General features: G+C 56.2%; 12 protein-coding genes. 3 read left to right on the plus strand and 9 right to left on the minus strand.

What is annotated here, in order from left to right:
- A partial coding sequence (locus L692_RS28380; RefSeq protein WP_036723128.1) for a cold-inducible protein YdjO-related protein occupies nt 1–198 on the plus strand: 198 nt, incomplete at its 5' end.
- Between the two features lie 748 nt (nt 199–946).
- Here L692_RS28380 and L692_RS0110360 read toward each other — a convergent pair.
- The 7 genes from L692_RS0110360 to L692_RS0110390 all read right to left on the minus strand — a co-directional run bounded on the left by L692_RS0110360 (nt 947) and on the right by L692_RS0110390 (nt 6317).
- On the minus strand, nt 947–1183 hold the full coding sequence (locus tag L692_RS0110360; RefSeq protein ID WP_025699597.1) for a DUF6953 family protein: 237 nt from the start codon (nt 1181–1183) through the stop codon (nt 947–949).
- Nucleotides 1184–1219: 36 nt separating this feature from the next.
- A complete protein-coding gene (locus tag L692_RS0110365; RefSeq protein ID WP_156940385.1) occupies nt 1220–1435 on the minus strand; it encodes a hypothetical protein in 216 nt (71 codons plus the stop codon).
- A gap of 100 nt (nt 1436–1535) precedes the next feature.
- The gene (locus L692_RS0110370) at nt 1536–2312 is read right to left on the minus strand and encodes an ABC transporter permease (protein WP_025699599.1); all 777 of its coding nucleotides are present in this window, start codon (nt 2310–2312) and stop codon (nt 1536–1538) included.
- Between the two features lie 13 nt (nt 2313–2325).
- Nucleotides 2326–3102, minus strand: a complete 777-nt coding sequence (locus L692_RS0110375; RefSeq protein ID WP_025699601.1) for an ABC transporter ATP-binding protein — start codon at nt 3100–3102, stop codon at nt 2326–2328.
- Nucleotides 3103–3116: 14 nt separating this feature from the next.
- A complete protein-coding gene (locus L692_RS0110380) occupies nt 3117–4142 on the minus strand; it encodes an ABC transporter substrate-binding protein (protein ID WP_025699603.1) in 1026 nt (341 codons plus the stop codon).
- Between the two features lie 142 nt (nt 4143–4284).
- Nucleotides 4285–5736: an aryl-sulfate sulfotransferase gene (locus L692_RS0110385; RefSeq protein WP_025699604.1), complete on the minus strand. Its 1452-nt coding sequence runs from the start codon at nt 5734–5736 to the stop codon at nt 4285–4287.
- Between the two features lie 35 nt (nt 5737–5771).
- Nucleotides 5772–6317, minus strand: a complete 546-nt coding sequence (locus L692_RS0110390; RefSeq protein ID WP_025699606.1) for a MarR family winged helix-turn-helix transcriptional regulator — start codon at nt 6315–6317, stop codon at nt 5772–5774.
- A gap of 365 nt (nt 6318–6682) precedes the next feature.
- On the opposite strand from L692_RS0110390, the gene L692_RS0110395 reads away from it, so the two are divergent.
- The gene (locus L692_RS0110395; RefSeq protein WP_025699608.1) at nt 6683–7081 is read left to right on the plus strand and encodes a hypothetical protein; all 399 of its coding nucleotides are present in this window, start codon (nt 6683–6685) and stop codon (nt 7079–7081) included.
- 251 nt (nt 7082–7332) lie between these two features.
- On the opposite strand, the gene L692_RS0110400 is transcribed toward L692_RS0110395, so the two are convergent.
- The gene (locus L692_RS0110400) at nt 7333–8379 is read right to left on the minus strand and encodes an AI-2E family transporter (RefSeq protein ID WP_025699610.1); all 1047 of its coding nucleotides are present in this window, start codon (nt 8377–8379) and stop codon (nt 7333–7335) included.
- A 267-nt stretch (nt 8380–8646) separates the two neighbouring features.
- On the opposite strand from L692_RS0110400, the gene L692_RS0110405 reads away from it, so the two are divergent.
- Nucleotides 8647–9924: an MFS transporter gene (locus L692_RS0110405; RefSeq protein ID WP_025699611.1), complete on the plus strand. Its 1278-nt coding sequence runs from the start codon at nt 8647–8649 to the stop codon at nt 9922–9924.
- A gap of 30 nt (nt 9925–9954) precedes the next feature.
- Here the strand turns inward: L692_RS0110405 and helD are convergent, their stop codons facing one another.
- Complete coding sequence (helD, locus tag L692_RS0110410) at nt 9955–12369, minus strand: RNA polymerase recycling motor HelD (protein WP_036723131.1); 2415 nt, start codon at nt 12367–12369, stop codon at nt 9955–9957.
- Between the last annotated feature and the right edge of the window lie 494 nt (nt 12370–12863).

Genomic DNA, 12863 nt, shown 5'->3' on the forward strand with positions numbered 1-12863 from the left:
GGCCTGCTCCCCAATGACGGCGCGGCCCATGCAGCCACCGGCCCCACCCGGTCGGTGGCGGTCTGGAGCTGCCCGGCCGCCGCCTGCCCGGGCTGGATGCGCGTCAAGTCCGGGGGCGCTGAGGACCATCTGGCGCGCAAGCCCTGCCCGCTGTGCGGCTCGCCGATGGAGAGGGGCACCCGAGAGGTCCCGGTGTAGCCAGCCTCCTTCCAGGCAGCAGACCGCATAGGATGTGCCGCAGCAGCCCGCCAGGCTCCAGACGGCTTGCTGTACAGCAGATTGTCAAATGGTTAGTCAGGCAAGCCGCTTTATACAGGCGGAATTTCTCCCGCTAACTTCCAGCTAAATGAGCTCTTCCGGGCAATTACAAGGAATTTATCAAGCTAATTCTTCCATCCCGTCTCCTTTTCGAAGAAACCCGGAGAATTATAGGGAACAATTCCAGTTAAATCGAGACAAGTGCCTCTGACAGACAGATTAAAGGGAGAATTTCCAGCTAGATAAGAGGCCCAGCTAGGTGAGAGGCTTTATGTACTCAACACGCAAAAATCTCCAGCTGTATCCTCCCGCAAGGAGAAGGTACAGCTGGAGATTTTCTATCCACGCGGCCTTTGCCGCATAGCTCCCTTGGCGAGCAGAATGTTCAACTGGCCGGTGGCCGCCCAGCGGCTCAGACGCAGCTTGTTCCGCATGGCCGCCAAGGCACGGCACCGATACGCACTGTCCCCTCGCCTGCCTCAAGCTGCTACGTCAAGGTAACCCGCGCCGCTTCTTCCGCCGCAGTCTGTTCGGGCCGCATCCTCAGGTCCACGCCGCTTCTTCCGCCGCAGTCTGGCCGGGCCGCATCCTCAGGTCCGCGCTGCTTCTTCCGCCGCAGTCTGTCCGGACCGCATCCTCAGGTCCACGCCGCTTCTTCCGCCGCAGTCTGTCCGGCCGGGACGCATCCTCAGGTCCAAGCCCACAGAAACCCGTCCCGGTCCCAGGCGATTCGTCCTCCATGCAGCTTGCGGAACGCCTTTTTGACTTCCTTCGACAGCGAAGCGTTGCCGTTCTCGTTCACAAAGACGAAATGCTCGCCAAAGTTCCTTTTTACATAATCAATTGCATCCGTTTGGTATAAGGTTCCCGTGAAACGGATCTCCTTCACCATCCATTCCGCCACATCCTGCGCTGTCGGCTCCACTTCAGTCCTCTTTTCTTTTGGCTGGTCTAAGTAGGTCTATCTTATCAGATTCATCAGCCAAAGAAACAGCATAATGACGGAAACCGTCGTGCCAAGCGCGACAAAAGCGTTAAAAAAGCTCATTGACGAGCCCTGGCGGGACGCCTCGGCGGCTTTTGCGCTTCTTCCTTGATACTCCTGCGGAGCGTCTTCACTGCGGAGAGGTTCCTCCCACTGGGGAGCTTCTTTGGCATTCAGGTTATCTGGGAACACAAGCATACCTTCCCTTCGTTTCCTTTTTCCAAAGAATTATACCATCTTTTTCTAAATTTGTAATGCGTACTTGTCCCTATTATCTTCGGCCCTGTAGTGTCTAACCCCGTCGAACCGCCGATCCGACCACTCCGTAACGGTACAGCACCTTCCGTCCAAACCACCCGAACAGCCGATCCGTAAAGAAGCCCATAAATCCCAGGCAGAACAATCCGACAAAAATCCAGTCCGTGCGGAAAAATAACCGGGAATTCCAGATGAGGTAGCCTACGCCTTCGTTCGAGGCGATCATTTCCGCGCCGATTATAGCCATGTACGACGTCCCCATCGCCAATCGAACCCCCGTATAAATATACGGCGTCGTTGCCGGAATGATGACATGCAGCAGAATCTGCCACTCGCTTGCGCCCATGCTGCGGGCCGAACGAAGCTTGTCCTCCTCCATAGCCAGGACCCCGGTCAGCGTATTCAGCACGACGATGAAGAAGGTCGCGTACATGATCAGCGCGATTTTGGACTGCTCCCCGATACCGAACCAGACGAGAAACAGCGTGATGAAGGCAATCGGCGGGATAAACCGGATAAAATTGAGGAACGGCTCGGCAAAAATCCGGAGCAGCCGCACCCGGCCGATCGCAAGGCCGACGGGAATCGCCAGCAGGCTGCCCAGCGTCCAGCCGACGAGCACGCGGATAAAGCTTATGCCGATATACTGCATCAACGTGCCGTCCATCACCAGTTCGCGGCCGCCCTGAAGCGTCCTCCACGGACCCGGAATGACGTCCGGCCCGTATATAAGCGCCCCAAGCTGCCAGAGCAGAATCGCCGCCACCCAGAGAATGCTCACGGAGACCCATTTGCGTTCGATCCATTTCATCTGCCCCGTCCCCCTATCTCGCAAAATGGCTTTGAATTTGGTTATATAGCTCGCCAAACTCCGGCGACGCCTCGTCTCTTGGAAAAGAGAGCGGATTATCGTAAATATCCGTAATATTCGAAGACGGCCCGACCGACATAATGCCGATGCGCTGACCCAGCAGCAGCGCCTCCTGGATATCATGCGTCACGAAAATGACAGTCTTGTTCGTTTCGCGCCAAATCCGGATCAGCTCCTTCTGCATCGTCCGCCGGGTCATGGCGTCAAGCGCCCCGAACGGCTCGTCCATCAGCAGAATCGCCGGATCACCCGCAAGCACTCTTGCAAGCTGGACCCGCTGCTTCATGCCGCCGGACAGCTCCTTCGGGAACTTGTTCTCATGTCCCGTAAGGCCGACCAGTCCGATGAAGCTGTCCGAAATGCGCCGCCGCTCGGGCTTCGGCGTCTTCTTCATCCGCAGGCCGAACTCCACGTTCTCGCGCACGGTCAGCCAAGGGAACAGGGAGGAATCGGCCTGCTGGAACACGACCGCCCGATCCTTGCCCGGCTCTTTCACCTCCACATCGTCAATTCGCAGGTGCCCCCCGGATTTGGAGACAAATCCGGCGATAATGTTCAGCAGCGTCGATTTGCCGCAGCCGCTTGGGCCGAGCAGGATGAAGAATTCACCGCCCTTGATCACCAGATTGACATCCTTGATGATATAGCGGACATCCCCGGAAGCCTGCTCGTTATAGCTCTTGCGCAGAGCTTCGATATGAATGGTGTTTTGCTGTGCGGGCAAGGACATGGGTGAAGCACCTCCTACTTATTGTATGTGACTTTATCCGGCAGCGCCTTGCGAAGAGGGTCCAGACTGATTTTGCTCGCCAGATCGAAATCCTTCTCGATGATTCCACTCTCCACCATGTATTTCTTCTGGCTCTCCAGACTGTCGAAGGCCGCCTGCGTGAAGCCGACCTTCCACGGGTTCTTCGGCAGATCCTTCAGCGTCGCTTCCTTCGGCTGCTTCAATTCCTTGTACATCAGGTCCGCCGTCTCTTCGGGATGGGCCTGGGAGTAGACCGCCGCCTCATCGACCGCTTTCAGGAAGCCTTCCACGGCTTCGGGATGTTCCTTCACCAGCGCATCGTTCGTTACGATGCCCATGCCCAGCCGTACCTTCGTCTTGGACATATCGCTGAGCTGATGCACTCCGGCAAGTCCTTCGAACTTATCGACCAGCGCCGAACCGGTGAACCAGGCCGCGTCGACATCCCCCTGCTTCAGAGCGATAAACGCTTCGTCAAAAGCGCCTTGTCCGACCAATGTGGCATCCGCAAGGCTCACACCCGCGTCCTTCAAATACTCGTCCCACAGGTAGGGCAGGAAGGTGCCGCGCAAAAAGCTCAGCTTCTTGCCCTTGAGGTCCTCAGGCTTCTTGATATCATCGCGGACGAACAGCTTCCACTGCGCGGCCGCTTCGTCGGTGGCCTGTCCCGCCGAGGCGATAATGGAATAATCGCCTTTGGCGACGGCGTTCAGCAGCGGAAAGTCCGCTCCGTACGCAACATCGACCTGCTTGATGAACAGCGCGTTGACGCCTTCGGCCGGCGTGCCGAAGTTCACGATCTCGGCGTCGATGCCGTTATTCTTGAAGAAGCCTTTGGCCAGGGCCAAGCGGAAGACCGGATTCGTGCCGGTGTCGGCGATTTTCAGTTTAAGAAGCTCCTTCTCCGGTGTGCCGGAAGAAGACGATGCTTCTCCTTTGGCGCCGCAGCCGGCGAGAACGAGCAGGCCGGACAAGAGCAGCAGCAGAGCGGAAACGCGGAATTTTTTTATTTTTTTCACAGTGTCTACACCTCTTCGTCGGGAAACGGCTGCGCGAGCTTGCAAGCCTGTATAGTTTGAAGGCCCGGCGGCCGTCCCGCCCGCTTGCAGCATCCGTTTCCCGTAAAATAGTCATTTCTTGTTGTGGAAGATATCAACTTATCTATTTGGCGCTGCGCCGGGCTTCATCCGAGGTCGCGACACAGGCCGCACCCTCTACAAAAGGCAGCGTAGTGGCAACACTGACAACGGAATCGCTGCCCTTCGGCGCGGCTCCCGGCACTCTGAACTGTGCGGCGTTAATCGGCTCGATCGCTCTCTCTTCCGGCTTCGCAAGCTGCGGCACCCATTCATAGGGCAGGCGGTAGGAGCGGTACACCATATTCGTGTTCCTTCTGTCGGTATAAGGAGAAATGTACTCCCAGACAATCTCATGATCCTCCGTCACTTCGAACAGCCGGCCGTTGGAGCCTTCCGTAATCAAGGTGTTGCCGTTCGGCAGCCGCTGAGCCGAGCTGATATACGGACTGTAGAATTTATAGGAGTCGGTCGGGACCGAGAAGCCCGCTTCCGCTCCGGTATACTGCCATTCAATCTCCAGCGTCACGGGGTTGATCTCCAGAATGCGCGAATGATCGCGGATCGCATTCTTCTGGCCGAACGGGGAGGCGGGATTCGGCAGACCGTAGCCGCCCCAGCCGCCGTTGTCGAACACGAGCAGATTGCCTTCGCCCGGCAGACCCTTCGGTATGATGTGGGCGTGATGCTGGCCGATGATCCAGCCGATATGCTTCACTTCCGGCAGGGAATAATCCGGGCCGAGACGCCAGACAATGCTGCCGGTTCTCCGGTCCGTGATCGCGATAATGTTGGCTTCCCGGGCGTCCCAGATCACATTGTCCGGATGAAACCGCTCGTCGCCCTCGTCATAGAACCGGTTCGGCCCCACATAAGACGCCGAATTGATATGCAGCCAATCGCCTATGCCGCCGCCGAGATGGCCGAAGGATCGGGTGTTGGGGTCGCGGAACAGCACGTTGCGCGCCGATTCGTCAAAGCCCAGCTCATCGAAATGGTCGCTCGCCTTCCATTCCCACTTCACATTGCCCTCCCAATCAACCTCGATAATGACATCGTCCAGCAGCTGCTTGTCGGAAATGTCCGGGTTATTCACATTTTTATGGGCGAGGATCAGCGTCGTGCCTCTGGAGACCTCCGGTTCAAGGCCCGGTGCATAATAGCCGACCGGATTGCCCTCGCGCTGGTAATCGTGATGCTGCCGCGCATACCACAGCGGCTCATAACCGGGATCTTCGATATGCTCGTAGCTGTTGTATCTCCAGACGATATTGCCGTCCCAATCCACCTGCACCAGATCGACATTGTCCTGAATGCCGAATTTCGGATCTCTGCGTCCCGTGCTGCCCAGCACATAGCCGCCCGGAAGCGCCTTGGCCGGAAAGCCGATCAGCCCTTTCCACAGATGTACCTCGCGGCCGTTCATGTCGATCAGCACAACGCCCTCTTCTCCCGCCTGATACACGGTGTAGCCGCTCCATGCCTTGCCTGGATTGTAGACGGTTGCGCCTGTCGGATATACGGTTGGAAATCCCATGATTCATGTCTCCCTTGTTATAAAATAAATGAAATCTAGTAGGTCAAATAACGGCTTTGCGTCGCTACCCGGTTCTGCTTCCGTTCCGGGCTGCCCTGGGCGGGAGCCTCGGCATTCTGGCTGGCAAGCTCCAGGATCGCCTCTGCGAACCCCTCAAGATTGCCGATCACCTTCTCGAACGCCCGGTTCTGGGCGGCCAGTTCCTCCAGTTCGAAGCCCTCGAACAGAAGCGTGATACATCGCGAGCCGACACTGCGGTTGCGCTCGAACATCGCGCGACCTTTATCCGTAATGCCCAGCAGCACCGTTCTGCGGTCGCCCTCCTTGCGCCGCCGGACGGTATACCCGGCCCCATCCAGCTTGTCGCACAGCGCGGTGATCGCTCCCGAGGTGAGATCCAGCTGCTCCGCCAAATCGCTGAGACGCTGCTCGCCCTCGCGGATAATCTTGTTCAGGATCATCATGCCCGGCAGCGCGATGCCCTCCACGTTAATGCGGTCCCGTTCCTTCACGAACCTTCTGACCATCTTGCGGAACAGCCAGTCAGCCTCCTCTAGCACGTCCCAATCCAAATTCTCCATAGTTCCTTTTCTCCTTAGACTCGCCGCAAGGACATCACAAAAGGCCCCCGGAACGTACCCATAAGAGGGTAGCGCTGCGGGAGCCTTTGGCGGTCCAATCGGCTCGAAGTGTTATTTTACCGTTCATTTATTCAGTGTTGAAAGGTTATGAACGAATCATAAACCTATTAATCTTACCTGTCAAGTATGGATTATTAAAAAGAGACGGCCTCGCTGCTTCCGAGCACAATCTTAAGGTAATTTTAAAGCTCGCTTAAGGTGCCCGTCAGTTTCGGCGGGTAAAATATAAAAAGGCCGAAACCGCTGAAACGGTAGCTCGTACTCCTAGTTAACGGATAAACGAAAGAAGAAATGAGGGACTACATATGAATTTCAAACAGAACATTAAACGTGTCATCATCGTCGGAACAATGATCGTAGCCATATCATTCGGAGGAAATACATGGGGAAGCGGCAACGTCAGCGCAAGCCCGGTAGCCAAGCTGTCTTTGGCCGCTGGGGCATTGGAGCATGACGATTTGCTGGAAGCGCTGAACGAGCCTTCCGGCGAGGAACTGTACTATTCCTTGCATGAAGGCAAGTCGCTTGCGGATATCGCATCAGCGAATGGCGCGGACGCCCGGCAGGTCATTGATCTGCAGACGAGGCAGCTTGCCCGGCAACTGGAACAGCGCCTTGCTTCCGGAAGCATTACGAAGGAGCAGTATGAGGCTTACCTGGCAGAAGTGCCGGAGATTATAAGCAGGAGCGTTAACCAGGTTTAAGCAGGAACCGCTCCACATAAGGGCCGGGCGAACCCAGGTGTTGGTTTCACCCTCTGGCCGTATCTTCAAATGCAGTATTGTTGTTTCTGTCAGCGCCAGGCGATCCCGAATAGCGCCGTTTATGCTGCTTTTCGCAAAGACAAAAAGCCCCTTCAAGAATGTCTCCCCCGGTATCTTAAATTACCCGGGATGCTTCTTGAAGGGGCTTCATGCATGGAAGAAGATGATTCTTGCGCATTCTTTTCGAAACTTTACCGCTGCTTCTCAGGGCGCTCGGCCGCAAGCTCGCCCCCCGGCTTGGCCCGCCGGATCTCCAGAATATCGAGCACGAACACAAAGATCGGAATACCCAGAATGAGGCCCCATATGCCGAGATAATGCTCGGAGAACAGCAGCACAATGAACGTATAGAACATCGGCAGATTCATTTTGGAAGACATCAGCTTCGGATTCAGGAAGTAGCCCTCGACGAAATGCAGCACGGCGATCATCGCCAGCACGTAGACGACCATCATCAGCCCGCCGATATTGTACCCGATGATGCAGAGCGGAACGAGCGAGATGAGGAAGCCCGCCACCGGAATGAGGCTGAGCAGGAAGATCATCATCCCGAGGGCGAACAGATACGGGAACCCGAGAATGACCAGCCCGATGACCGTAAAAATCGTGTTGAACAGCGCGATCAGAATCTGCGCTTCGATGACTTTACCGAAGGATAATGCGAATTTATTCCCGAAATACTCCAGTTCATTATAAAACCAGGCCACCTTGCTCTGCTTCATCCGCGAAGTGAACGCCACAATCCGGTTCTTCTCGAGAATGAAGACGAGACTCAGAATAATCGACAGAACGAACGTGGTGCCCCAGTTGCCGATCGTCGTTATGTAATCGATCCCGTTCTTCATATACGTCTCATAATTCAAACCTTTGAGGGTGTTGAATAAATACTGGACGATCTCGTTCTGCGGAATATCCTCCGGGGTTAACGCGATGAGGAAATTGGTGAGCTGCCGAACCTGAACGAATATTTTGGGCAAATAATGCACCAGCGCAAGCACCAGCGTTGAAATCATAGCCAGATAGAGGATGATGATAATGACCTTGCTGTTGACCCTTATGTATTTGCCGATGCTTCGGGACAGCAGCACCTGAAAGCTGTTCATGATGTAAGCGATCAGAAAGGTCAGCAGCACCAGGTTGAGCATATCCCTGATTCCATACAGCAGTAAGAATACCAGCAGCAAAATCCCAAACCTGCGAACCGTCAAATTCGCAAAAAAGTGCTTAAATGTCTCCATTGTCTCTCTCCATTCGCCTGCATTTGACACTGATTACAGTCTACCTTAACAAAAACGATGAAAGCAACCGGCGAATAACCGCCACAGCGCCTAATACGCCCTATGAACCGTCTATACGGCCGAAGGGGCTGCATGTTTCACGATTACCCGAAATCATCAGGTTGGAGCCGGCGCTTTTCCCGGACAGGCTGGGCCATGTATAATGGGATAGATTGGCTGCCAGTATTACGGCTGGCCTGATTACTTTTTAAAATACGGAGGCACTTATTGAACACCACCTTGGAAAATACCACAACAGCAACCCCGTCTCCCGGCGCTTCTCCCAAACGTATATATACTCTGCAGCTGCTCACCGTGTTCATCGGATTTCTCATCTTTGGCTTCTCCGAGAATATTAAAGGCCCGGCCATTCCCCGCATCCAGCTCGAACTGGGTCTGAAGGAGAGGCAGATCGGTACGCTGCTGTCGCTGAATTCACTCGGATACTTGCTGGCCTGCTCCTTTACCGCCCATTTGATCCGCAAAATCGGCATCAAGGCCGTATGCCTGCTGGCGTTCGGTTCCATGGTCCTTTCGGGAATACTGATCTTCTTGTCCCGCAGCTATCCCGAACTCTCTGGCTCCTTCTTCCTGATGTATATCGGCAACGGAATGCTGGAAATCGGGCTGGCCGTGCTCGGCGCGCGGATCTTCATCCGCAATACCGGCATGATGATGAACCTGGCCCATTTCTTCTACGGGCTTAGCTCGGCAGTGGCGCCGATCATGGCGTCGGGTCTGATGACGCTTGCCGTTGGCGGCAGGGCTATCGATTGGCGGGAGGTCTATCTGCTTATCCTGTTGCTGGCCGTCCTGCCGATGATTCCGGCCATTGCGGGCAAATTTCCGGACGGCGGCCATTCGGATGAGGACCGGATTCCGCTTCGAACGATCGCCGCCGATCCCGTGATCTGGATGCTGATCGCCATTCTGTCGTTCGGCGTCATTTCCGAAATGGCGGTGGGAGGCTGGCTGGTCAACTTTCTGGAAAAAGCCTACGGCTGGGATGGCACCGCCGCAGCGGGCATGCTGTCCGTCTTCTTTATCTGCTTCACTTTCGCCCGGCTGTTCCTTGGTCCCGTCACCGATAAAATCGGTTTTACGCTGTCGGTTATCATCTTCTCCGCCCTGTCCGGCCTGCTGACCTTCGCCGGCATCGCGGCGGGCGAGCCGGGAGCGTTCCTGTTCGCCGCCGCAGGCATCGGCATCGCGCCGATCTACCCCACCGTCATGGCGCTGATCGCGCAGCGCTACCGCCGGGGCGGCGACACTGCCATTACGTTCATCGTCACCCTGATGGGCGTCTCCAGCGTCATTGGCAATTATCTGATCGGCGCCATCATTTCCGGTATCAAGAACATTGTTGCAGCAAGCCGGGGAGCCGAGGACGGCCTGCTGCTCGGACTTCAGGCGGGCTATATGTTCATCGGCCTGTGCGCCCTGCTCTGCTCCCTGTCCGCCATTCCGCTGTACCGGTATCTGAAGAAGCGGGGGGAATTGCTGTAGGAGCACCCGCGCGGAGCCTGGGCTGTCATCTCATTTATCCGGACCGATCCCTTGGATATAAGGCGTCCATTCCCCGGTCGTGTAGATCAGGAGCCGATGCATCGCGCGCGTACATGCCGTATAAAAGAGCTTGCGCTCGCTTTCCCGGCCGTACACCTCGGCAGAGGCGTCGTAAATCAGCACGGCATCGAACTCGATCCCTTTGGCGAGATAGGCCGGAATGACCACGATCCCCTTCTCAAAGGTGAGCGTCGCCTTGGTTACAAGCCGCAGCTCCCCGCAGCCCTGGGCCATCAATTCTTCATAAGCCTCCCGGCTTTCGGCCGCCGTCTTGGTGATAACGGCGATAGCGGCCAAGCCCTCGGCCTCAAGCTTCGCAAGGTCCGCAGCGATGCGCGCCACCCGTTGTCCGCCGCCTCCCGTCTTCGTGAGCAGCGGCATCCCGCCGCTTCGTTCAAAGGGCAGGATGCGCTCTCCTCCCGGCAGCAGCGCCTTCGTGAATTCCACGATCTCGCGGGTCGAGCGGTAGCTCCGATCCAGATGATACAGGCTCGTCTCGGCCTCGCCGTAGAGCCGGATAAGCGGCGAATCCGCCGCATGCAGATTCGTCGAATGGGCGAATATCGCCTGCCCGAAGTCACCAAGCACAGTCATGCGGGCGCGGGGAAAGAGCCTTTTGAGAAATTCGTATTGAAACTGCGAGTAGTCCTGGCCCTCGTCGACGAACACATGCCGCACCTCGGTGTTCGTTCGAACCCCCTCAACCAGCTCCTTGAGATAGAGAAGCGGCGTCGCGTCCTCATGAAACAGCTCGCCGCCATCCAGCTTGTTCCGGGTCTGCCGGCAGATTTCCGGCCAATGCTCAGGCGCTTCGGCGCCGCCCGTCATTTTCCGGTAAGCTGCCTCCTCGCCGAACAACTGAGCGTACAGCCCCTTCACATCCACGAATTTCAACCGCTTCACCTTTCGTCTTAGCGGCTTGAATTGCTTCTTCACGATCATTCGGCGCAGCAGTTCCTCTTCCTGCTCGGCATAATCGAAGACGTTCTCCTCTCCCCGTTCCTCCCCCTGAAAGTCGCCGTAGGCTTCGATATACTCCGCAGTGAAATCAAAGACCGGCTGTTCGCGCTGATACTTCCCCAGCAGCTCGCTGTAGGCGGCGGCATATTGATCTGTATCGAGATAATCCAGCTCATCCTGCACCCAGGCCGCTTCCTGCTCCTTGCGTTCCAGCAGATCCAGGCTCCGCAGCAGCCACTCCTGAAGCAGAACGATGCGATTGGGCAAACGGATGGAAGCATCATAGCTGTAAAATTGCGAATATATTTCACCTGCGCCGATCAGATCGCGCCCCCGGAAGCGAATGCCGCTAAACTGCATCCCCTCTCCGCCCAGCCACTGCGCATAGCCCTGGATAGCGTCCCGGTAAGCTTCCGACGCCTTATAGCGGATTCCGCTCAGCCTCGCCTCGTATTCAGGCTCCGACTCCGCCGTCAGCGTATATTCGATCTGGTCGAACGGGTCCTCCAGACGCCATGCGGCCCCCAGCCCATATTCAAGATATTCCTGAAAGGTCGTCTGCTGCATGTTCTCCTCGCCAAGCTCGGGAAGCACGGTCGACACGTAGCTGTTAAACATCGGATTGGGCGAAAAGAGCACGATCTGGTCAGCCCTGAGCCGTTCGCGGTGTGTATAGAGCAAATACGCCACCCGCTGCAGCGCGGCGGACGTCTTGCCGCTGCCGGCCGCGCCCTGGACAATCAGCATTCGGCTGCTGTCGTTGCGGATGATGGCGTTCTGCTCTTTTTGGATGGTCGCCACGATGCTCTTCATTTGCGCGTCCGCCCCCTTGCCCAGCACCTGCTGAAGCAACTCGTCGCCGATGGTGAGGCTGGTGTCGAACACGTGTTGAAGCTGGCCGCTGCGGATTTGGTATTGGCGTTTCAGCTTCATCCTCCCCTCAACCGTACCGCCCGGCGTTTCATAGGCCGCCGCTCCCGGTGAATGATCGTAATACAGACTCGCAATGGGCGTACGCCAGTCATAAATCAGAAAGCTCAAGCCGTCCGTATCGGCGAAGGAGGAGACGCCAATATAGACTTGCTCGTCCGCAGACTGACCCGCCTCTTGAAAATCGATCCGCCCGAAATAGGGAGAGGGAAGCAGCCGATTCAGGTTTTTCCAGTGCTGCTTGCGCTGGCGGTGGCTGCGCTCCCGTTCCGACAACAGCGCGTCCTGTTGCTTGATGCTGTAGAACGTTTCCTCAAAATCCTCTTGAGTGCTAGTGTTGACGGTGACTTCCTCCCAGAACCGCTTCCGAAGCTCCGATACCTGATCGTGCAGGCCGGACACCTCCGGCTCCAGCTCGCCGATTCTGGACCGCAGCTGATCCGTAACCCGTTTCAGCCGCTTCCGTTCCTGATCCCAATCCTTGGCGTCTATCATTTTCCCGACCACGCTCCTTGCGATCTTAATAAGAACTGCGAAGGCTCATTTGACAAACGGCATCCCGCCATGCTATACTTAAAGTATAAATTATGATGGGTTATCTCAACCATTTTTAAAAAATGTGCCCATAGCCTTTCAATCATAACACATCGCTTCCCCGTGCGCAATATGAGATTGCAAGCAAGACCCGCCTTGCCAACAAGCTCCATTCTCCGACTCTGCAATCATTGTGTTACTCTACAAATCTCATCTCCATATGACATCAATATCATCCCTTGGAAAATCTATAACGTGAAGCAGCAGCCTCTTTACTCGCTTATTCATAAAGTCCCGGCCAACCGGCCGCAAAAAACAGGGACTTTCTCTGACCTTAAAGGTCCGGGAAAGTCCCTGTCCGTCTAATAACAGGTCTAAAGCCGGCGTCACGCTTTGCCAAGCGGGACGGCCGCCGGCTTCTGGATCGTCACCGTCAGTCCGCCGTCCGCCTCGCT

This window comes from Paenibacillus forsythiae T98, from assembly GCF_000520735.1.
Taxonomy (GTDB): domain Bacteria; phylum Bacillota; class Bacilli; order Paenibacillales; family Paenibacillaceae; genus Paenibacillus_AQ; species Paenibacillus_AQ forsythiae.